The organism is Chryseobacterium sp. CFS2, from assembly GCF_036543225.1.
Taxonomy (GTDB): domain Bacteria; phylum Bacteroidota; class Bacteroidia; order Flavobacteriales; family Weeksellaceae; genus Chryseobacterium; species Chryseobacterium culicis_A.
Window position 1 is genome coordinate 480,733 of the sequence record NZ_JAZHQU010000003.1, and the last position, 23,098, is coordinate 503,830.

Annotated in this window: 20 protein-coding genes and 1 tRNA gene; 18 read left to right on the plus strand and 3 right to left on the minus strand. The window is 35.5% G+C overall.

What is annotated here, in order from left to right; all coding sequences use genetic code 11:
* The first annotated feature begins 227 nt into the window (after positions 1 to 227).
* From ODR02_RS09155 to ODR02_RS09205, 11 genes are all read left to right on the plus strand, one after another.
* Positions 228 to 605, plus strand: coding sequence for a GxxExxY protein (locus ODR02_RS09155; protein ID WP_309512233.1), 378 nt, complete (start codon positions 228 to 230; stop codon positions 603 to 605).
* A 98-nt stretch (positions 606 to 703) separates the two neighbouring features.
* Positions 704 to 1,627, plus strand: a complete 924-nt coding sequence (locus tag ODR02_RS09160; RefSeq protein ID WP_309512234.1) for an ABC transporter ATP-binding protein — start codon at positions 704 to 706, stop codon at positions 1,625 to 1,627.
* 165 nt (positions 1,628 to 1,792) lie between these two features.
* A complete protein-coding gene (locus tag ODR02_RS09165; protein ID WP_034694513.1) occupies positions 1,793 to 2,245 on the plus strand; it encodes a MarR family winged helix-turn-helix transcriptional regulator in 453 nt (150 codons plus the stop codon).
* A gap of 53 nt (positions 2,246 to 2,298) precedes the next feature.
* A complete protein-coding gene (locus ODR02_RS09170; RefSeq protein WP_309512235.1) occupies positions 2,299 to 4,692 on the plus strand; it encodes a 3-hydroxyacyl-CoA dehydrogenase/enoyl-CoA hydratase family protein in 2,394 nt (797 codons plus the stop codon).
* A 39-nt stretch (positions 4,693 to 4,731) separates the two neighbouring features.
* Positions 4,732 to 5,085: a four helix bundle protein gene (locus ODR02_RS09175; protein ID WP_209784651.1), complete on the plus strand. Its 354-nt coding sequence runs from the start codon at positions 4,732 to 4,734 to the stop codon at positions 5,083 to 5,085.
* 83 nt (positions 5,086 to 5,168) lie between these two features.
* Positions 5,169 to 6,347 (plus strand): acetyl-CoA C-acyltransferase, encoded by a 1,179-nt coding sequence (locus tag ODR02_RS09180; RefSeq protein ID WP_209784652.1) that lies wholly within the window; start codon positions 5,169 to 5,171, stop codon positions 6,345 to 6,347.
* A 32-nt stretch (positions 6,348 to 6,379) separates the two neighbouring features.
* Positions 6,380 to 6,736, plus strand: a complete 357-nt coding sequence (locus tag ODR02_RS09185; RefSeq protein WP_209784653.1) for a four helix bundle protein — start codon at positions 6,380 to 6,382, stop codon at positions 6,734 to 6,736.
* 50 nt (positions 6,737 to 6,786) lie between these two features.
* Positions 6,787 to 8,565: an acyl-CoA dehydrogenase family protein gene (locus tag ODR02_RS09190; protein WP_309512236.1), complete on the plus strand. Its 1,779-nt coding sequence runs from the start codon at positions 6,787 to 6,789 to the stop codon at positions 8,563 to 8,565.
* Between the two features lie 147 nt (positions 8,566 to 8,712).
* The gene (locus ODR02_RS09195; protein WP_209784655.1) at positions 8,713 to 9,027 is read left to right on the plus strand and encodes a hypothetical protein; all 315 of its coding nucleotides are present in this window, start codon (positions 8,713 to 8,715) and stop codon (positions 9,025 to 9,027) included.
* 28 nt (positions 9,028 to 9,055) lie between these two features.
* Complete coding sequence (locus tag ODR02_RS09200; protein ID WP_309512237.1) at positions 9,056 to 9,391, plus strand: YegP family protein; 336 nt, start codon at positions 9,056 to 9,058, stop codon at positions 9,389 to 9,391.
* Positions 9,392 to 9,471: 80 nt separating this feature from the next.
* Positions 9,472 to 9,918, plus strand: coding sequence for a phosphohydrolase (locus ODR02_RS09205; RefSeq protein ID WP_034694511.1), 447 nt, complete (start codon positions 9,472 to 9,474; stop codon positions 9,916 to 9,918).
* Here the strand turns inward: ODR02_RS09205 and ODR02_RS09210 are convergent.
* Both ODR02_RS09210 and ODR02_RS09215 read right to left on the minus strand, forming a co-directional pair.
* Entirely contained in the window at positions 9,915 to 10,631 is a 717-nt protein-coding gene (locus tag ODR02_RS09210; RefSeq protein WP_034694295.1) for a DUF2490 domain-containing protein, read from the minus strand. The two genes, ODR02_RS09205 and ODR02_RS09210, sit on opposite strands and share 4 nt — an antisense overlap.
* Before the next feature lie 71 nt (positions 10,632 to 10,702).
* Positions 10,703 to 12,514, minus strand: coding sequence for a TonB-dependent receptor plug domain-containing protein (locus ODR02_RS09215; protein WP_309512238.1), 1,812 nt, complete (start codon positions 12,512 to 12,514; stop codon positions 10,703 to 10,705).
* Positions 12,515 to 12,966: 452 nt separating this feature from the next.
* Between ODR02_RS09215 and ODR02_RS09220 the strand changes: the two genes are divergently transcribed.
* The 3 genes from ODR02_RS09220 (at position 12,967) to ODR02_RS09230 (ending at position 17,666) form a co-directional block, all read left to right on the plus strand.
* Positions 12,967 to 14,010, plus strand: coding sequence for a hypothetical protein (locus ODR02_RS09220; protein WP_309512239.1), 1,044 nt, complete (start codon positions 12,967 to 12,969; stop codon positions 14,008 to 14,010).
* Positions 14,011 to 14,017: 7 nt separating this feature from the next.
* Positions 14,018 to 16,810: an excinuclease ABC subunit UvrA gene (uvrA, locus tag ODR02_RS09225; protein ID WP_309512344.1), complete on the plus strand. Its 2,793-nt coding sequence runs from the start codon at positions 14,018 to 14,020 to the stop codon at positions 16,808 to 16,810.
* Positions 16,811 to 16,898: 88 nt separating this feature from the next.
* Positions 16,899 to 17,666, plus strand: a complete 768-nt coding sequence (locus ODR02_RS09230; RefSeq protein WP_209784659.1) for a methyltransferase domain-containing protein — start codon at positions 16,899 to 16,901, stop codon at positions 17,664 to 17,666.
* 157 nt (positions 17,667 to 17,823) lie between these two features.
* Here the strand turns inward: ODR02_RS09230 and ODR02_RS09235 are convergent, their stop codons facing one another.
* Positions 17,824 to 18,465, minus strand: a complete 642-nt coding sequence (locus ODR02_RS09235) for an NAD(P)-dependent oxidoreductase (RefSeq protein WP_209784660.1) — start codon at positions 18,463 to 18,465, stop codon at positions 17,824 to 17,826.
* Between the two features lie 345 nt (positions 18,466 to 18,810).
* On the opposite strand from ODR02_RS09235, the gene ODR02_RS09240 reads away from it, so the two are divergent.
* The 4 genes from ODR02_RS09240 to ODR02_RS09255 all read left to right on the plus strand — a co-directional run bounded on the left by ODR02_RS09240 (position 18,811) and on the right by ODR02_RS09255 (position 23,098).
* Positions 18,811 to 19,920 (plus strand): epoxide hydrolase family protein, encoded by a 1,110-nt coding sequence (locus ODR02_RS09240; RefSeq protein WP_309512240.1) that lies wholly within the window; start codon positions 18,811 to 18,813, stop codon positions 19,918 to 19,920.
* A gap of 9 nt (positions 19,921 to 19,929) precedes the next feature.
* Complete coding sequence (locus ODR02_RS09245) at positions 19,930 to 20,670, plus strand: alpha/beta hydrolase (RefSeq protein WP_309512241.1); 741 nt, start codon at positions 19,930 to 19,932, stop codon at positions 20,668 to 20,670.
* 599 nt (positions 20,671 to 21,269) lie between these two features.
* Positions 21,270 to 21,341 (plus strand) — tRNA-Arg (locus ODR02_RS09250).
* A gap of 620 nt (positions 21,342 to 21,961) precedes the next feature.
* Entirely contained in the window at positions 21,962 to 23,098 is a 1,137-nt protein-coding gene (locus ODR02_RS09255) for an FIST signal transduction protein (RefSeq protein WP_209784663.1), read from the plus strand.

Genomic DNA, 23,098 nt, shown 5'->3' on the forward strand with positions numbered 1-23,098 from the left:
TTTAAGACGCAAAGATTTTATCTCCGATAAAATTAAACAACGCATATTTTAAATATTTCAAACAAAAATTACCACAACCCCTTGCCGAAAATCTTTGATTTTCCTGCGCCTTAAAATATACGCATGGCTGATAAATCTCTGCGCCTTTGCGTTTATCCAACATCTTATATTAATTACAAATTATTTATCCAACAATTCATATATTTAAGTTCAACAAAACACCACAAATGACAGAAAATGAAATATCAAAAATTGTTTTTGAAAAGGGATTAAAAATTCATAGAAAACTTGGAGCAGGATTGTCTGAACATGTCTATGAAGAATGCATGTACTATGAATTAACAAGATCAGGATTTTTAGTAGAAAAGCAAAAGCTTCTTCCCATCATTTATGAAGATTTGAAAATAGACAATGCTTTTAAACTTGACCTGATGATTGAAAACAAAGTGATTTTAGAAATAAAAACCGTTGATTACATTAGCCCTGCTCATAAAGCTCAGCTATTAACCTATTTAAAAATGTCAAACTGCAAATTAGGAATACTTCTCAATTTTCAATCTGATGTTTTCAAAAACGGTGTCACAAGAATTGTAAACAACTTATAAAATAAACGGGATAAAAATTTGACAAAGTCAAATTCCTTGCGCCTTAAAACATTATTTTTGTAAAACAATTTGCACCTTCGCGTATAACCAACAAAAACATGCACCTACAGATCAATCAGGCAAATATCGGCTACAATACTCCATTAATCTCCAATGCCAATGCAGATTTAAAGCTCGGTGATGTAGGTCTGCTGATTGGTAATAATGGGGTGGGAAAAACAACATTAATCAAATCTATTCTCCATCAGCTCCCATTACTCAATGGGGAGATTTCTATTGGCGGAAAAAATATAAAGCATCTTTCTGTAAAAGAAGTGGCGGAAAATATTGCCATTGTCTTTTCAAAATCGGTTATTCCACAGCATTATACGGTTGAGGATCTAATTTCTCTGGGAAAATATATCTACTACCCTTTTTATTTTGAATTAAAAAAAGAAGACCGTGAAGAAGTTGCTCATATTATTGAGGAACTGGATTTAAATCAATACAGATACACCCTCCTGAAAAACCTGTCAGACGGAAATCTTCAAAAAGCATTTATCGGGCGGGCGATTACCCAGAATTCTCCTATCATCATTCTGGATGAACCGACTACCCATCTGGATGAAAAAAATAAAATCATTATTCTAAAAACCTTAAGAAAACTTGCTAAAGAACAGAACAAACTTATTCTGTTTTCTTCCCATGACTGGCGGCTGGCCAAAGAGTTTGCCGATAAAATATGGTATGTAAAGGAAAACCATTTGTATTCAGGGATTGTGGAGGATATTTTGCTTCAGCATGATGAACTTACCAACGCCTCGTTATTTCAATTCAACGAGACCTTTATTCCACCTTTTATCTCAGCACCGCAATTTCACAAGGAAATGCTGTATTCTCTGCTTCAAAAAAACTTCCAAAAAGACCTCTCTGACATTAATTTCAAGTTTCAGAACACTTTTTGGGTTATTACTAAAGATTCCGCTACCTATCAATGTGAATCTTTTGAAGAAATCATCAATTTAATCCAAAACATTCATTAATACTACGTTTTCTTTGATTATTCCATATACTATGCATGCATAGTATTATGCTAATCATACAATTTAATCCGTTTATTTCCAGGTTATTAACAAAATTTAACGTTAATAAATATTATGCATGCATAATATTTATTAAATTTGGGTAAAACCATTGGCGCAAAAATGATGGATAATAATAAGGAAAAAATAGAAAACGTAGATTTAATTTTAAAGCAGACCTGGTTGGCTGTTTCTAAAATGTACACAGAATTAGCCCAGGAACATGATTCCACAGCGGTGCAAGCCCTTACTCTTCTTAAAATTGATCCCAAAGAAGGAACCCGAAGTACCAATTTGGGTCCAAAAATGGCTATTGAGCCTACTTCTTTAACCAGAATTATCAAACTTCTGGAAGATAACGGATATATCTATAAGGAAAAAACAACCACTGATAAAAGAGAGGTTATCATCAAACTTACGGATAAAGGACTCAACTCAAGAAACATGTCTAAGGAAGTTGTTGTGAATTTCAACAAAAAGGTAATGGAAAAAATTGCCCCCGAAAAGCTGGATGCTTTTAAAGACGTGATGACTGAAATCATGAAAATAGCAAACGAATTATTAAATAACAGAAAATAAATTATGATGAAACCTTCGGGTTCATATAATCTTATACAAATAAAAATTTACATATGAAAAGAAGAATCAAACATGTAACGGTTCTTGGTTCAGGGATTATGGGAAGCGGTATCGCTGCTCACTTCGCCAATATCGGCGTTGAAGTATCACTCTTGGATATTGTTCCTTTCGAACTTACTGAAGCTGAACAAAAAAAAGGTTTGACCAAAGATGACAAGGTAGTAAGAAACAGAATTGCTTCCGAAAACTTTGAAAAACTTAAAAAAGCAAGTCCTGCACTTCTTTATTCACCAAAGTTTGCAGACAGAATTACCATCGGAAACTTCGATGATGATTTGCAGAAAATAAAAAACACTGACTGGATCATTGAAGTAGTAGTAGAAAGACTTGATATCAAAAAGTCTGTATATGAAAAAATTGAACAGTTCAGAAAACCGGGAACATTAATTTCTTCTAATACATCCGGTATTCCTATTCATTTCCTTACAGAAGGAAGAAGCGAGGATTTCAAAAAATACTTTGCAGGAACGCACTTCTTTAATCCGGTAAGATATCTTCCTCTTTTGGAGATTATTCCAACCAATGATACTGCTCCTGAAATTATCGATTTCTATATGAATTACGGAGCAAAATTCTTAGGTAAAACAACAGTTTTAGCTAAAGATACTCCTGCTTTCATCGCCAATAGAATCGGTGTATTCTCTATGATGGATCTTCTTCATAATGTACAGAAACTAGGACTTACCGTTTCTGATGTTGATAAATTAACAGGTCCTGTAATCGGCCGTCCAAAATCAGCAACATTCAGAACAGCTGATGTTGTAGGTCTTGATACTCTGGTAATGGTAGCCAACGGCGTTCGTCAAAGCGGTGCAGAAGCGAACGACTTCAATGATGTATTTGCCCTTCCTCCTTATATCCAGAAAATGATGGATAATAAATGGCTGGGCTCAAAAACAGAACAAGGTTTCTATAAAAAAGTGAAAAATGCAGAAGGAAAATCTGAAATTCACGGATTAAACCTTGATACTTTGGAATATGAACTTCAAGGAAAATCATCATTCCCTACTCTGGAATTAACAAAAGCTATCGATAAACCAATTGACAGATTCAAAGTTCTGATCGGCGGTAAAGATAAAGCCGGCGAATTATACAGAAAATCTTTAGGGGCATTATTCGCTTATGTGTCTCATAAAGTTCCTGAAATTTCTGATGAAGTTTATAAAATTGACGATGCCATGAGAGCTGGTTTCGGATGGGAAAACGGACCATTTGAGATCTGGGATGCTGTAGGCGTTCAAAAAGGTATAGAACTGGCAAAAGATGCTGGATATGAAGTTTCAGACTGGGTGAAAAATGTAGAGACTTTCTATAAAGTTAATGACGAAGGACAAAGTATTTATGTGGATAAAAATTCAGGAGAATACAACAAAATCCCAGGCCAGGATGCATTCATCATCTTAGATAACATCAGAAAAAACAAAACCCTTTGGAGTAATTCAGGGGCTGCTATTGAAGATTTAGGAGATGGTATCATCAACTTCGAGATCCGTTCAAAAATGAACTCTCTTGGAGGCGAAGTTCTTGACGGATTAAACAGAGCAATTGATTTAGCAGAAAAAGAATACGACGGATTGGTTGTAGGAAACCAGGGAGCTAACTTCTCCGTAGGTGCCAACCTTGCTATGATCCTTATGATGGCTATCGAGCAGGATTGGGATGATTTGAATATGGCCATCGCTTACTTCCAGAAATCAATGATGAGAGTACGCTACTCTTCTATCCCTGTAGTCGTTGCTCCTCACGGAATGACTCTTGGTGGAGGATGTGAAATGACAATGCATGCCGACCGAGTGGTTGCTGCTGCAGAAACCTATATCGGACTTGTTGAAACAGGAGTTGGAGTAATTCCTGGCGGTGGTGGTACTAAAGAATTGACTTTAAGAACTTCCAGAGAATTCCACAACGATGATGTTAAAAATAACAGACTTCGTGATGCTTTCATGAATATCGCAATGGGTAAAGTAGCAACTTCAGCTTATGAAGCCTACGATATGGGAATCCTTGAAAAAGGGAAAGACATTGTTTCCGTAAGCAAAAACAGACAGATAGCGGAAGCTAAAAAAGTAGCAAAATTATTAGCAGAACAAGGATATACCCAACCTATCGAACAGAAAGTAAAAGTTCTTGGTAAAGATGCATTAGGAATGTTCTACGTAGGAACAGACCAGATGTTAACCGGAAATTTCATTTCTGCACACGATAAGAAAATTGCTGATAAACTAGCAAATGTAATGGTAGGTGGAAATCTATCTGAACCCACAGTGGTAACAGAACAGTATCTGTTGAACCTTGAAAGAGAAACCTTCCTTCAGCTTTGTGGGGAGAGAAAAACTCTTGAGAGAATCCAATACATGCTACAGAACGGAAAACCATTAAGAAATTAATTTGTACAATGTCGGGTGTAAAATGTAAAAAGTATTGGCATGCATAACTTTAGGGATTTAGAAGTCTGGAAGAAATCAATTCTGCTTTGTAAGCATTATTATGTAATATCCAAAGATTTTCCTAAAGATGAGTTATTTGGGTTGACCTCACAATCAAGGAGGAGTTTATATTCTATCCCATCTAATATTGCTGAAGGAGCAGGAAGAGACACCAATCCTCAATTTTGTCAATTCTTGAACATTGCATTAGGTTCTTCATTTGAATTTGAAACTCAAATCATAATTGCTAATGATTTGGAATTTATACAGAAAAATGATTTTGATTTACTAATGACAGAAATCAGACATATTCAAAATATGATAATTAAATTAAAACAAAATTATTCAAAATAGAATCGTACAAGGTATTATGCAGTACTACTGAATAAGGTACAACTGACATTTTACATTATACATTTTACAAAAAATTACAAAAAATGAAAACAGCATACATAGTAAAAGGTTTCAGAACTGCCGTTGGAAAAGCTCCAAAAGGAAGTTTAAGATTTACAAGACCTGATGTCATGGCGGCTACCGTAATTGAAAAATTAATGGCTGAGCTACCACAATTAGATAAAAACAGAATTGATGACCTTATCGTAGGAAATGCAATGCCGGAAGCTGAACAAGGGCTGAATGTTGCACGTCTGATCTCTTTGATGGGATTAAATACGGATAAAGTTCCGGGAGTAACCGTAAACAGATACTGTGCTTCAGGAAGTGAGGCCATTGCGATTGCTTCTGCAAAAATTCAGGCTGGTATGGCAGATTGTATCATCGCGGGTGGTACAGAATCCATGTCATACATCCCAATGGGAGGTTACAAACCGGTTCCTGAAACAGATATCGCAAAAACCAACCCTGATTACTATTGGGGAATGGGTTACACAGCGGAAGAAGTTGCAAAACAGTATAACATTACAAGAGAAGAGCAGGATCAGTTTGCTTTTGAATCTCACATGAAGGCTTTAAAAGCTAATCAGGAAGGAAAATTTGCCAACCAGATTGTTCCGATTCCTGTAGAATATAACTTTCTGGATGAAAATCAGAAAATACAGACTAAAAAGTTTGATTTTTCAATAGATGAAGGGCCTAGAGCCGACACTTCTTTAGCTGGTTTAGCAAAATTAAGACCCGTATTTGCCAACGGAGGAAGCGTAACTGCCGGAAACTCTTCTCAAATGAGTGACGGAGCTGCTTTTGTAATGGTAATGAGTGAGGAAATGGTAAAAGAATTAGGATTGGAGCCTGAAGCAAGATTAGTTGCTTATGCTGCAGCCGGATTAGAGCCAAGAATCATGGGAATGGGACCTATCTACGCTATTCCAAAAGCATTGAAACAGGCAGGTTTAGAATTAAAAGATATTGAATTAATTGAATTAAACGAAGCATTCGCCTCTCAATCTGTTGCCATCAAGAAAGAATTAGGCTTAAATCCTGATATCTTAAACGTAAACGGAGGAGCCATCGCTTTGGGTCACCCACTTGGATGTACAGGAACGAAATTAACGGTTCAACTTCTTGATGAAATGAGAAAGCGCGGAAACAAATACGGAATGGTTTCCATGTGTGTTGGAACGGGGCAAGGCGCGGCTTCAATCTTTGAACTTCTTTAATTATAGATTTTAAATTATAAATTTTAGATGCAATGGGTTTCAAAGAAGACAATTTGATCCAAATAAAAACTTTTGATTTTGCCTTAAGAATAATTAAATTTTATACTGAGTGCAAATCTCAAAACGAGTTTATTTTATCAAAACAAATTCTTCGTTCTGGGACTTCCATTGGAGCAAATGTAGAAGAAGCTATAGCGGCTCAATCTAAAAAAGATTTTATATCAAAACTCTCTATTGCAAATAAAGAAGCGAGAGAAACAAGATACTGGCTGAAACTTTATGATTCTTCAAATCTCGTTCAAATTGAGATCAATTCATATTTAAAAGATATTGAAATGATCATTAATATTTTAACTAAAATCATTAAAACATCATCTGAAAATTTATAACAACAAAATCTAATTTAAAATTTATAATCTAAAATTTAAAATAATAACAAATGAGCAATATACTTAAAGGTGGGGAATTCCTAATTAAACAAATTCCAGCTAATGAAATTTTCTCTTTGGAAGAACTGTCTGAAGAACAAAAAATGCTTCGTGATTCTGCGAAAGAATTTATTGACAGAGAAGTTATTCCACAACACGATCGTTTTGAGAAAAAAGATTATGCATTGACTGAAGAAACAATGCGTAAATTAGGAGAAATGGGACTGTTAGGAATCACTGTTCCTGAAGAATATGGAGGTTTGGGAATGGGATTTGTGAGCACAATGTTGGCTTGCGATTATGTTTCAGGTGGAAATGGATCATTAGCAACAGCTTATGGAGCACACACGGGAATTGGAACTCTTCCTACTTTGCTTTACGGAAGTGAAGAATTGAAAAAGAAATACCTTCCGGATTTAGCTACAGGAACAAAATTCGGAGCCTATTGTTTGACTGAGCCGGATGCAGGATCTGATGCCAATTCAGGGAAAACAAGAGCAAAATTGTCTGAAGATGGAAAACATTACATTATCAATGGACAAAAAATGTGGATTTCCAATGCAGGTTTTGCAGATACTTTCACATTATTTGCAAAAATTGATGATGATAAAAATATTACAGGTTTTGTAATCAACCGTTCAGAATTAGAAAATCCGGAAAGTTTAACATTTGGTGAAGAAGAACATAAATTAGGTATTCGTTCCTCTTCTACCCGTCAGGTTTTCTTCAATGATATGAAAGTTCCTGTTGAAAATATGTTGGGTGAAAGAAACAACGGTTTTAAAATCGCTTTGAATGCATTAAATGTTGGTAGAATTAAATTAGCTGCTGCAAACCTTGACGGACAAAGAAGAATTTTAAACCATGCTATTCAATATTCCAATGAAAGAAAGCAATTTGGTGTTTCTATTTCTACTTTCGGAGCTATCAGAAAGAAAATTGCAGAAATGTCAACCGGAGTTTTTGTGAGTGAAGCTGGTTCTTACCGTTTAGCAAAAAATGTTGAAGATAAAATTGCAGAATTAGTTGCTGGCGGAATGGATCATCAACAAGCGGAATTAAAAGGAGTTGAAGAATTTGCAGTAGAAGCTTCTATCCTTAAAGTTTTCGTTTCTGACCTTACTCAAAATACAGCGGATGAAGGAATCCAGATTTATGGAGGAATGGGATTCTCAGAAGATACCCCAATGGAATCTGCATGGAGAGATGCCAGAATTGGTAGAATCTATGAAGGTACCAACGAAATCAACAGATTATTAGCGGTAGGAATGCTTATTAAGAGAGCAATGAAAGGTGAATTAGATCTTTTATCTCCTGCAATGGCAATCAGCAAAGAATTGATGGGTATCCCTTCATTTGAAGTTCCTGACTATTCAGAATTCATGAGTGAAGAAAAAGCTATTATTGCTAATCTTAAGAAAGTGTTCTTAATGGTTTCCGGAGCAGCACTACAGAAATTCATGATGGATATTGAGAAACAACAACATTTATTATTGAATGCTTCTGAAATCCTTAACCAGATCTATATGGCAGAATCTGCAATATTAAGAGCAGAGAAACATTTCTCTCCTGAATCTGTGGAAGCAGCTATGGCTCAACTGAACCTTTACAAAGCTGTTGAGAAAATCATTACTTCTGCTAAAGAAGGAATCGTTTCTTTTGCTGAAGGAGATGAGCAGAGAATGATGCTTTCAGGATTAAGAAGATTCACAAAGTATACCAATCATCCGAATGTGGTAGCTCTTACTGAAAAAGTAGCAGCTCACTATATCGAGAAAGGAGCTTATTAGTCTTTAATAACATAAATTTGATTCAGCGTCTCATTTTTTGAGGCGCTTTTTTTTTACCCGTATTCCCAATCTCCACCGTTGAATTTCAAGGTATTATATAAAGTTATTCAAAAAAAATTATTATTTTTATTATAAATTAATAAACACATGAGAATTCTATTATTTCCCCTTCTTCTTATTTCAGCAGCTTTTTCAGCCCAAAAAAAAGACAATATAGTTCCTGTTTCTAAGATTGATACCACAAAAATTGTTTCTAAAGGGAAGTTTCCAGGATCTTTTGCCCTTAAATCAGATCATTCTCAAAAAGAACTTTACAAGATATTGACCATTAAACCCAATGATACAATTCTTTACATGGCTTTAAAAGAGCCTTCAAAAGATTATTCACAATATAAAATTTTAAACGCGATTACACCCGATAAACTTCAGGTGGATCGGAAAAAGATAACGCCATCCAAATAAACACAACACAAACTAAAAAACTATTACCATGGGAAAATTTATTATCTCTAAAAGAATAAACGGAGACTTTCAGTTTAACCTCAAGGCGGGAAACGGACAGGTAATTTTAACCAGTCAGGGATACAGCACCAAGCCATCCTGCGAAAACGGAATCGGAACTGTAAAAACCAACTCACAGGAAGATGCCAAATTTGAAAGAAATACAGCCAATGATGGCAGATGTTATTTCAACCTTAAAGCCGGAAACGGACAGATCATAGGAACCAGCCAAATGTATGAATCTGACAACGGCATGGAAAACGGAATCGAATCTGTAAAAAACAATGCGCCACATGCTCATATAGAGGATGAAACCAATGTCTAAAAATCATCTGAAATATTCTTGATAAAAATGCTTTATTTTTTAAGGCATTTTTTATTTTTGTAGTCTATTTTTCATTAGAAATGACAAAAGAAGAATTACTGAATAAAGCAATCAAAATTGCCGATAAGGCTCATAAAGGACAAACTGATAAATACCATGCTCCATACATCGCTCACGTGATGCGTGTGATGAACTATGGTAAAACATTGGATGAAAAAATTGTTGGAGTACTGCATGATGTAGTAGAAGATCATCCTCTGGAGTTCAGCCTGGATTATTTAAGATCGGAAGGATTTCCCGAATATATTATTTTTGCCATCAGCTGTCTTACGAAGCTTGATCCGGAAGAAGATTACGATGAATTTATCAAAAGAACAGAAAGATCTCTCCTTTCTGTTGCGGTAAAACTGAATGACCTTCGTGATAATATGGATCTTAGAAGAGTAAACAGAGAGCTTACTCCTAAAGACATCAAAAGGTTCAATAAATATCTGAAAGCCTACCGTTATCTGATAGAGAAATATTAATCCGCACCCGGGAAATCGTAAGTTTTCGTGTGATGGTCTGTTCCGTCGATATTAATGTTTAACGCAAGGTAAACGAAATGTAAATTTTTATTTCCTTTTGCTTCGAATTCACGCTGCCACAGATATCCGCTCACAATTCCAAAATAATCATCGATCTGATAGCCGAAACCGCCGTAAACTCTGTTTCTGGCAAAAGTAGGCTTCATCGGAGAGACAAAGAAAACTTCATCATAGGCATTGGCAAAAACAGTTCCTTTTTTGATGGTTTTCGCATTTAAAGGAACACTTACATTCAAACGGTATCTGTAACGCATTCTCTGGGAAGTCTGATCTGTTTTAGGCTCATAGAACCAGCTTTTTTCAGCACGAAAACGGTTTTCGAACTTTACGATACCTTTTTTAATATCGATAACATCCTGAAGCCATACCCTGAACTCCTCTCTGCTTAGGCTATGCTCTTTATAGTTCACATATCTTCCCAATCCTACGAAAGGTTTGTGATTCTTGGTAAGATTATACCCTAATCCGCCTTTTATTTCATAATAATCAGGGTAGGTATAATCTTCGTTACCACGCATCTGCCCTTCAGCATAAAGGAAAAATTTAGGATGAAACTTATACGTTAGAGTCACTGCATTGAAGCTGGAAATATGTTCCTGTGCTTTAAAAAAAGAAATTCCAAGTAATAAACCTAAGCCTATAAGACGTTTCATAAAAAATTTTTGCAAATGTATATTTTTTAACAATTTGTTAATATTAACTTTTATTCATTTCAAATTAACATTTACTTAATATTAATTATATAAGAAAACCCAATGTGGAACCATCTTTGCGGCATTGCCACTCCAAATGCTTCCGTATATTTTGTATTGGTAATATTATTAATCAACACATACACTGAGTAGTCTTTTTTAGCAAAGCTTAGCTTCTCATCTACAAGATTATAGGTTCCCAGATTTACCCTTTCATTGTAACGGTAAACAAGCTCATTGGTGAAATTTTTCAGGAATTTCACTTCTAATTTGGAAACAAACTGGTGTCTCAGATTATCCAGAATATATCTTGAAACAAGGCCATCTTTTTCTTCATATTTGCTGTCGATATAAGTATATCCAACCGTGTATTTTAACCAATCTACAGGTCTATGGCTCCACTCTGCTTCAATCCCTTTGGTTTTAATATCTCCTACATTCTGGGCATACCATACTTTATCATTCAGGTCTTTTTTAACCCAATCAATAGAATTGCTGGAGTTTCTTAAAAATCCACTGACTTTCGCTAAGATTTTACTATCCTGATACTGATATCCTACCTCTGATGAAACAGCATTTTCAGGTCGTAAATCAGGATTTCCCTGTTCCGTTTTACTGATGTAATAAAGATCGGTAAAAGTAGGAATACGGTGTACTTTTGCGATATTTCCGTAGATTTTATTATTGGTATTAAAGTTATATCCTACGTCAAGCCCCGGATAGAAAAAATTACCTTCCTTAGAATAGTTAGCCCACGAAATTCCCGGACTGATGTTCAGTTTTTTATCCAGTAATGAAAAATGATGTTCAAAGAAAACCTGAGAAACAAAACGGTTTCTATTCCCTAAATTACTGCTTGCAAGAAACTCCTTTCTTAATTCCACACCAATTCCGGTTGTTCCTAATCCCCATTGATAGCTGGAATTGACTTCTCCTCCTACATTATTTCCGATGTGCATATTTCTGTAAAATTCCGGATTCCATCTGTCATAAAGGTACATATCCTGTCCTCTTCTCCAATATACATTTGAATTAAGCTTTAGCTTTCCAAAAGTCTGCTGATGGGCTACACTTACTATAGAAGCCTGTGTTTCCTCATACTGTTTTGTGGCAGCACTGGAAGCATAAAAACCATTGGCTCCGAATTTCTTTTCTGAAAAACCAGCCTGTACTTTTACATCTCCGTTTTTGATATTCAGTTTTCCCTGATAAAATACATTTCTGATTTCATAATCAGTATTGAACATGTAGCCTTCTGAAGAAGCAGAATTGGCCTGAAGAGAGTTCGTAAACTTCTCATTTCCAATCTGCGCATTGAATCCAAGACCATAGGTGCTGTAGTCTCCTCCATCTGCACTTATCTTCACTCTTTTTCCAGGAGTGGCTTTGGTAATAATATTGATAACACCGGCATATGCATTCTGACCAAAACGTCTGGCTGCCGGCCCTTTTATAATTTCTATCCTTTCTACGTCATCCAGATCTACCGGAATATTCATATTATTATGTCCGGTCTGGGAATCATTCATCCTGATTCCATTCAGCATCAGCAAAACCTGTTCAAAAGAGCTTCCACGAAAACCGATATCACTTTGCACCCCATTGGCTCCTCTCCTTCTGATATCCATGCCCGGTACCAGCTGAAGAATTTCGTCTATACTTTTAGCAGGCGAATTTACAATGTCTTCTCTGGTGATAACACTGATGTTCTGATTAGCACTTTTATAAGGTGTAGAGATAAATTTCCCCTGAAATTCAATGCTTTCAATATCTGTTGTCTTTTCCTGTGCATGTACCCAAAGTAAAGATCCCAGAAAAAAAGCACTTCCTATCTTTTTGATCATAATCGTTTCCGTAGTTTTTTTAACAGAGTCCAAAAGTAAGGGAGTTCACCAAGACAGACAAATGATAGTTGTCATAAAAAAAGATGCAACATAATGCTGCATCTGTGTGAGGGAGTAATTTTATCTTTTTCTCATTAAATGTGTAACTAGATCTCTGAATAATTTTCTCATTTCTATATTACATATTTACGGGTACAATTTTAAATAATTTTACAACATAAAACAATACTTAAATAAAAAAACACAACATATTTTTAAAATTTATAAAAACCACTGTAAAATAAACAGTAAAATAAAAATAAGTCCACAAAATATATTCATTTCTATCATTTTTTGAATGAAAAATTTGATTTCATCCTTCTCATTTAACGTTTACAATAATAATTTTTAACAATAAGATAAGCATAAAATTTTCACTAAAATTTCGTAATTTTGTGGGTCTTAATTTTACAATGAAAGTATTCTTTTTTTCAATATTTTTTATAGGCATTTTTGTAAATGCTCAGTTCACCTATCCGGATCCTAAAATATCTAGTCCTGAAGAAGATATAGAAGAAAAGGATGAGCTTATCAATTTAATTATTGGTGGGCAAAAAATTAAAGAATCCTATCAAAAAACAAGAGGAATAGAAAATGAGTTTAATATAGAAATTAGAAAGTATGATCTTCTTGGAAACATACTTTTTGCAAGTGACATAACACAAATACCATCTGATAAACCAACAAGAAAAGATGAGTATAAAATTCTTGTATCAGAAGGCAAAATTGCTTCATTTGAAGAAACGTCTCTTGATTTTCCAACCCATAAAAATGAGATATTCTATGACTCAAAAAATAATATTTCGAAAATAATCGGTAAAGGAAAAGAATTTGAATACCTATATGAAAATGGAAGATTGATAAAAGAAATTGAAAAATATTCTGGAGGAAAGACAATTAGTATTTATCAATATAATACTGCAGGAAAAGTGACTAGAATATCCAGTGAATATATTTCTTCCAAAGAAAAGCCATCAACAAGCTTTCATACTTTTGCATATGATATGAAGGGTAATATCCTATCAAATTTGCTGAAAGATGAAGAATCCATTATAGAAAAAAAGTATTCTTATACGGATAATCTTCTTACAAAATATACGCTTACTTTTAATGGTAATAAAGCACAAGATCGGCAATATGATTATGATGAAAATCGTAGGATAAAAAAAATGATAAAAGCATCATATAATCCAGATAAGAATACTTCTACAAGTACCAGCTCACTTGTTTTTAACTACAATTATAAAAATGGTTTATTGGCTGAGAAGAGTACATTATTTGATGGTAAAGAGCCCGCCTATGTTGAAACATTTTCCTATGATGACCAGAAAAGAATAGTTAGAGTCAACACTCAATCAGAAAATAAAGTTGTGGCCAATGTAAATATTAGCTACGGAAATAAAACAATCACGCTGACTGGTGATACCTACCAGGCAGAATATACTTTATATGAATAAACAAAATATGGCTAACACAACAGAAATAGATATAAAAAAACAGATTTTCGTTAAGAATGCACATCTTAACAATCTGAAACATATAGACGTCCTGATTCCGAAAAACAAACTGATTGTTATTACAGGAGTTTCAGGAAGCGGTAAATCCTCTTTGGCTTTTGATACTATTTATGCTGAAGGACAGAGAAGGTATGTTGAAAGTTTAAGTTCTTATGCCCGTCAGTTTTTGGGAAAATTAGAAAAGCCAAAGGTTGATGATATCAAAGGACTTGCCCCTTCCATTGCCATCCAGCAGAAAGTAATTTCTTCCAATCCGCGTTCTACTGTGGGAACTTCTACAGAGATCTACGATTATATGAAGCTTTTATTTGCCAGAATCGGGAAAACCTTTTCACCGGTTTCCGGAGAAGAAGTGAAAAAGGATTCGGTTTCTGACGTGGTAGACTTCATTAAAACTTCTAAAAAAGATACTTCTTTTCTATTAACGGCTCCTTTGGAATATGATGCAGACAATTTTAAAGAAACGCTGAATGTTTTAAAACTGGCAGGTTTCACAAGACTGGAAATCAATGGAAATGTAGCGGGTATTGAAGATCTGGAAAGCTTTGGATTTGCTCCTGAAAAAGGAATGGCAATCAATCTTGTTATTGACCGTTTCTCTTATGAAGAAGACGAAAGTTTTTTACAGAGGCTTGCCGATTCTATTCAAATGGCATTCTATGAAGGACGTGGCTATTGTTCATTAAAGAATACAGATACTGAAAAAGTAAAAGAATTCTCCAATAAATTTGAGCTGGACGGAATGGAGTTCCTTGAACCGAATGTTCATTTTTTCAGCTTTAATAATCCATACGGAGCATGTCCGGCATGTGAAGGATACGGAAAAGTAATTGGAATTGATGAAGATCTTGTGGTTCCCAACAAAACGCTGTCCATCTACGAAGATGCAGTCGTATGCTGGAGAGGAGAAACAATGAGCGAATGGAAAAAGGATTTCATCAAAAAAGCAGGTGACTTCCCTATCCACAAACCTTACCATCAGTTAACAAAAGAGCAGAAAAACTTCCTTTGGAAAGGTGACGGAAAAAGTAATTTCCCATGCATTAATAATTTCTTCAAAATGCTTGAAGAAAACCTCTATAAAATCCAGTACAGAGTGATGCTTTCCCGTTACAGAGGAAAAACCCTTTGTCCTACCTGTGAAGGATTGAGACTTCGCGAAGAAACCAGCTGGGTAAAAGTAGACGGACACAATATCCAGTCGATGATTGAGCTTCCTCTGGACGAACTTTCTCCATTAATCAACGGATTAAAGCTTTCAGATCATGACAAAGAAGTTGCCAAAAGGCTGATCTATGAAATCACAACTCGCCTTGAATTTTTATTAAAAGTAGGATTAGGATATTTAACATTAAACAGAACTTCCAATACCCTTTCGGGAGGAGAAAGTCAGAGAATCAATCTTGCCACAAGCTTAGGAAGTTCTTTGGTAGGTTCTATTTATATTCTGGATGAACCTTCTATCGGGCTTCACTCCAAAGACACGGAAAACCTGATTGAAGTACTGAAAAACCTTCGTGACCTTGGAAACACCGTAATTGTGGTAGAACACGATGAAGATGTTATGAGAGCCGCTGATTATATTATTGATATTGGTCCGGAAGCAGGCTATCTTGGTGGTGAACTGGTATTTGCCGGAGATTATAAAGATCTGAAAAAAGCCAACACACTTACCTCAGAATACCTTACCGGAAGACTGGAAATTGAGGTTCCGAAGAAGCGAAGAAAAGGCAAAGAATGGATTCACATTAAAGGTGCCCGCCAGAACAATCTTAAAAATATAGATGTAGATGTTCCCCTTGAAAGTCTGGTGGTGATTTCCGGAGTTTCAGGAAGTGGAAAATCTACTTTAATGAAAGAAATTCTTACCAATGACATTCAGATTCAGTTAGGAATGGGTGGTAAAAAAGGAGATTACGATTCCGTAGAATTTCCAAAAAAGCTGATCAAAAATATTGAACTGATTGATCAGAACCCGATTGGAAAATCATCCCGTTCAAACCCGGTAACTTATCTGAAAGCCTATGATGACATCCGTGATCTTTTCGCGAAACAGAAAGTAGCCAAAATGATGGGATACAAGCCTAAACATTTCTCTTTCAACGTAGACGGCGGAAGATGTGATGAATGTAAAGGTGAAGGTGTCATCAATGTTTCCATGCAGTTTATGGCAGATATCGAGCTTGAATGTGAGGTTTGTAAAGGAACAAGATTCAAGAATGAAATCCTTGAGGTAAGATTCGATGAGAAAAACATCTCTGACATTCTTCATATGACCGTAGATGAAGCGTTGGCATTCTTTAAAGACAATAATGAAGAGAAGATCGTAACAAAGCTGAGACCGCTGCAGGAAGTAGGTTTAGGTTATCTTCAGCTGGGACAAAGCTCTTCTACCCTTTCCGGCGGTGAGGCACAGCGTGTGAAGCTGGCTTCATTCCTTGTAAAAGGGGTAACAACGGATAAGACGTTATTTATTTTTGATGAACCTTCTACAGGACTTCACTTCCATGATATTCAGAAATTATTGAAATCATTGCAGGCATTGATTGACCTTGGACATTCAGTGATTGTTATTGAGCACCAGCCTGATATTATCAAATGTGCCGACTATATTATTGATATCGGCCCGGAAGCAGGAAAACATGGCGGAGAAGTTGTATTTACAGGAACTCCTGAAGATCTGACAAAAAATAAAAAGTCACACACCGCAAAATATATCAAGGAAAAATTGGAACAATAAAATACAATCGGCTGTTTTTAAAAACAGCCGATTTTTTATTTAGATTCTCTATCTTTATTAAAATTAACCCATTACAAAATTATTTTTTATGCCCTGGAATCCCGAATTATATGATCAATACAAAGATGTGCGTTACAAACCCTTTTATGATTTAGCAGCATTAATCAAGCCTGAAAACAATATAAAAGCGATTGACCTAGGCTGTGGCACCGGAGAGCAAACCTCCATTCTGACAGAAAAACTGGACGGCTCTACATTTTTAGGAATTGATTCATCAGCAGAAATGCTTGAGAAATCGAAAAAATTTGAAAATGACAACTTGCACTTTAAACTGCAGACCATTGAAGAAACAGCGCAGTCTGACCAAAAATGGGATCTTGTCTTCAGCAATGCCGCTTTACAGTGGGCAGATGATCACGAAACGTTATTTCCTAAAATCATTGGATTACTTTCACAGAATGGGCAGTTAGCTATTCAGATGCCTGTTCAGAAAGAAAATATCCTGAATCAGATTCTTACGGAAATGGCAGACGAAGAACCTTATGCTTCACAGCTCAATCATTTCAACCGTGATTCGCCTGTACTTTCAATGGATGATTATGCTCAAATTTTGTTTGACAACGGAATTCAGGATATTGAAATATTCCAGAAAGTTTATCCGATTATTGCAGATGATCATGAAGCGCTCTATGAATTTATTTCAGGAACTGCCCTGCTGCCTTATCTTGAGCGTTTGGAAAAAGAACAAAAAGAAAATTTCATTTCCGAATTTAAATCACGTATCGCTCAAAGATTTACAAAATATCCGGCAATCTATGCATTTAAGCGTATTCTGATGTATGGTCGAAAAAAATAAAAACTCTTATAAGAATTAAAAGAAGCTGTCTCAAAATTGTCATTCTGAATGAAATGAAGTATCCCATATCGTTGATTATTAACGGGATTCTTCCTTCGTCAGAATGACAAAAATCCACTAGCCAGATTATTGAGACAACTTCTTCTTTAAATATTCTTTATCCTTTCAGATTGTACAAAAACGGACTCTTCTGTATATATTCAGCAGCATCAATCTGAGAAACCAGAAATTCCGCAAGATCCGCAGCACTGATACTTTCGCCTTTACAATCTGTAAGACTTGTTTCAGTTGTAAACCTTTCTTCGGTAAGATGAATCAGTGGCAATCTTACCAAAGTCCAGTCCAGTGTACTTTCCACAAGAGATTCATACTCTTTTTGTTTGTCTTCCGTTGTTTCAGGATAATTCTGATACATCCATTCAGTAGCCATTTTAACGCTTTCATTTTTATGATCAGACAGAGTATTTACACTCAAACCGGTAGTTACTATATAGCGCTTCATTCCAAAATGGTTCATCGCTCTGATGATATTTTTTGCAGCATCACTGAATATAGACTTCTCTCCTTTTGACTGTCCTAAAGTGCTTATTACAAGATCAGTTCCTTCAAGCAATCTATGAACTGAGGTTTCATCTCTCGCATCTCCTTTTACAACTTCAATTAATGGATTTTGAAAGGTAACGTTTTCAGGGTTTCTGACTAAAAGTTTAAGAGAATACCCTTTCTCAAGGAGGTTTTGCACCAGATATTTTCCGGATTTTCCTGTTCCGCCGATTACGGCAATTTTATAGGTTTTCATATTGATTTTCTTTAAATATTACATATCAATAATCAATAGCTAATTCTACGCTAACGACCACTGATAAGGCAAATAACATATTGTCTTTGCTTTAGTTATGATATAATGAAGGTATTGGGTTCAGAAAATTGAACCTAAGATGTTCAGGTTAAAAAATAGCCTGACTCATAGTAATATGTATTACGAGATTTTAATGAATTAAAGTTACACTTTTTTCACCAGGTAAAAAATCAAAAATTTATGATTTCGACAACACTTTTGAAAAGAGAAAGTTTTTAACTTTGATAACCTTCTTACTATCAGTATATTTCCAAAAAAGCATTTACACCTATAAAATATATAAATATGGAACCATTTACTGTTAACATTCCTGAATCGGTGATCACCGATCTTAAAAACCGTCTGCAAAACGCCCGCTGGCCCGGAGAACCCGAAGGTTCTGATTGGAATTATGGTACCAACGAAAAATACCTGAAAGAACTTACCCACTATTGGATCAATGATTACAACTGGAGAATGCACGAACAGCAGTTGAATCAACATCCTCAATACACCGCTGAAATAGATGGAATTCTGATTCATTTTCAATACATAAGAGGAAAAGGAACTCATCCAAAGCCACTTATTCTTACCCATGGCTGGCCGGACAGCTATTATCGTTTTCATAAAATTATTCCATTGCTTACAGAAGGTGAACAGAGTTTTGATCTGGTTATTCCTTCTATTCCCGGATTTGGTTTTTCTGATAAAACAGCTGTCAGCAGCACCAGAGTGGCTGATCTTTGGAAAAAACTGATGACAGAAGTCCTTGGATATGAAAAATTTTGTGCTGCCGGAGGCGATATTGGCATGAATGTCGTAAAAGCACTGACTTCAAAATATCCTGATGCATTGGAAGCTGTTCACCTTACCGATGTAGGATATCCTATGGGACAGGAAGATCCGGCAACGATGAGTGAAGAGGAAAAAGCATTCGCACAGTTTGTACAACAATGGTGGTATAGCGAAGGAGCCTATGCCATGGTTCAGTCTACCAAACCCCAGTCTCTTGCCTATGGTCTGAATGACTCTCCTGTCGGGCTTGCAGGCTGGATTATAAGTTTTACCAATGCAGGAGCACCCCCGGAATTAATAGAAACAGCCTTTGGAGGGAAAGATGAAATGCTTACCAATATTATGATTTACTGGGTAACGCAAACCATAGGATCTTCTGCCAGAATGTACAAAGAAGATGCAGCGGCTTTATGGAGCGGAGCACACATTCATCAAAAAAGCAATGTTCCGGCCGGAGTACTCGTATTTCCCCGTGAAGCTCAGTTTCCCAAAGAATGGGCAGAACGTTTCGTAAATGTGACCAGCTTTAAAAAGATGAATGAAGGTGGTCATTTTGCCGCACTGGAATTACCTCATATATTTGCAGATGAATTAAGGTCATTCTTTTACTCTGTCAAATAAAAACAATCCATGAAGTACTCCTTTTCTATTCTTTTTGCCATTCCTCTTTTTATAACCAGCTGTACTTTACAAAAGAAAAATACTCAAAGTCATGATTACGAAGTAAAAGTGGATACTTTGACCTTTTTAGATCAGAGCAGAAACCGTAAGATCCCTGTTGCTTTTTATTATCCAGAAACAGATAAGAAAATTCTCAACCCACAGGTTATTATTTTCAATCATGGATATGGTCTCAATAAAGGCGGAGATTACCTTGTGTACTCTTATTTAACGGAAAAACTGGCTTCAAAAGGCTATTTCACAGTAAGCATTCAACATGAACTGGCTACAGACAGTCTGCTCCCTACAGAAGGAAATTTGCAGATGGTGAGAAGACCTTTCTGGCAAAATGGTTCGGATAACATTCTGTTTGTGCTCAATGAACTTAAAAAGACAAAACCGGAACTTGATTATAAACATCTGACCTTAATAGGACACTCCAATGGCGGTGATATGGCAGCGCTATTCGGTAATCAGCATCCTAATCTGGTGTATAAACTCATCACAATGGACAACCGGAGAATGTTTCTTCCGAGAACTTCTGTTCCTAAAATTTATTCTTTACGTTCCAACGATTATCCGGCTGACGAAGGCGTCCTTCCCAATGAAACAGAACAAAAAAAATATTCTATAACAGTACAACCCACTCTGATTAATCATGGTCATATGGACAATAAAGGCAGTGATGAAGAGAAAAAAAATCTTACATGATTTTGTTTTAAAATATCTTTCTGAACAATAGTTCCAAAGAATTCCACAAGTTATCCACAGCAAATTGTGGACAACTTGTGAATTTTAACATTAAATTCATATTTCGTATTAAAATTATTACTACATTTACTATGTAATAAAAATCGAAGTGGAAACTTTATTTGCTTTTCTTACTACTATTGAAATTGCAATTAAATTTGAAATAAAAATTTAAGCACAGCATTGTCGGCTGTGCTTTTTATTGTTGTCTAATTAAAAAAATGAGATGTATTTATCTACTGGATCTGCCTCTAAAGGGCAGATTCTTTTATCCATATACCCTTTTTAAATAAAGCTTTCTGAAGATTTTCGACTCGGTTAATATCTGAAAAAAGTATGTATGCAGCTTAAACTTTTACGCAAAGGTTAATTATATAAAATTTATATTCTAAAGGGCACAAAGATGTAATCAACTTTTGATTCTCAATAAGCAAACGTATAGCTTCATCAGAGACATTGCCGCTTTCCCGGCCTCCTTATTAATAAAGGAATTGAATCTTGTCTTTGCGTTTAAGAGAATCAAGTTTAGAGAAGTAAAGGCAGTGCTCCTTTTAAAAACTGGCCTCATAGTTCAATGGATAGAATAAAAGTTTCCTAAACTTTAGATTCAGGTTCGATTCCTGGTGGGGCTACAAATAGCCAAACGGCGCCAACTGGTGTATTCGATTTCAAGCCCCAATCATCAGTATATTAACGATAATATGCCCTGTGAATTATTTTGTCCCCTAAGAAGTAATTCGTTCTTACTCCTAAAGGAATTTTAAAGCATTTATCCGGCAAAGCTTCCTGATGAACCGAATTATTATCGAAGTAAACCCTGTGGAAAGGCAAACTTAAATACCCTGTCTGCTGACCGCCGTCTCACTAAAAATTTAAATCCCCACATAACAATACTGTATTTAATAGGGAGATTTTGCTCACATAACTCCACACAAGACATTCAACAATAATTCATTATTACTTAAAATTATCAATCTTTACAACAAAATAATTCATAATATGATGAAAATTCATTATTTTAGTAAGAGACTTAAAAACTAAAACCGGCGCAAATGTGTAAAATATTTATAGTTGATGAGAATATTTTCTTAGGAGAAATATTAGAATATCATCTTCAGCTAAATCCTGATTATGAAGTTCTCCCAAACAACAGCACAAAACTACATTTCAAACCTTTACAGCGAAGCTAATAGACTTATGCAAATCAAACATTGGCGTCCCCATTAATAACCTTGAAACAGAAAATAGTGAGATGAAAGTTGCCAAATTACTTTTTATAAACGAAAACCTCAAATCAGAAAGGAATGATGAAAATCTTGAATATTACGAAGTTCAGCTCGTCATAGGATTTGGAACCAGAAGTATTATTGAAAAGGAGAGCTTTTTTATTCTTTTAAAAGAAAAGTTCCCGAATGCAGAGATTGCCCTCTCTTCTTCGTCAGGAGAAATTTTCTGTAATGAAGTATATGACGGGGCAGTTGTTTTAACCGCAATCAGTTTTTCAAGATCTTCCTTAAAAACATCGCAGATTGACATTGAAGATTTTTCAGACAGTTATGATGCAGGAAAAAAATTAATTGAAAATCTGCCTTCAGAAGGACTTAGATGGGTATTCATCATGTCAGATGGCAATAAAGTAAATGGTAGCCAGCTGGTAAGTGGGCTTAACAGCAGCCGCCCCGAAAAAGTTCTGATCTCAGGAGGTCTGGCCGGAGATGGGGATAAATTTGAAAAAACAGTGGTTGGACTTAATCAGGTTCCCCAGCCCAATAAAATTCTTGCTGTTGGATTTTATGGAGAACATCTTGAATTATCACATTCTTCAATAGGAGGCTGGGAAAGTTTTGGACTTGAAAGGATAGTTACAAAATCACAAGATAATGTTCTTTACGAGATTGATAATAAAAATGCGTTGGATCTTTATAAAAAGTATTTGGGAAAATATGCTGAAGAGCTTCCCGGCTCTGCTCTGCTTTTTCCATTATCTCTTAAGTTGCCCAGGGATCTGTCTCCAGTAGTGAGAACGATTCTATCCATTAAAGATAACACAATGATTTTTGCGGGAGATTTACCGGAAGGAAGTCAGGTAAGATTTATGAAAGCCAATATGGATAAGCTTATTGATGCAGCAAATGACGCAGCAAACGAATGTCTTCAGATGACCCAACATAAAATTAAGCTAGGAATCATTATCAGCTGTGTTGGGAGAAAAATAGTATTGGCTGACAGAGTGTATGAAGAAGTAGATATTGTACGGGATGTTTTTAAATCAAATACGTCACTGATAGGTTTTTACTCATATGGAGAATTATCTCCTTTAAGCCCATTTGGCAATTGTGCTCTACACAACCAAACTATTACCATTACCACCGTTAATGAAATTGAATAA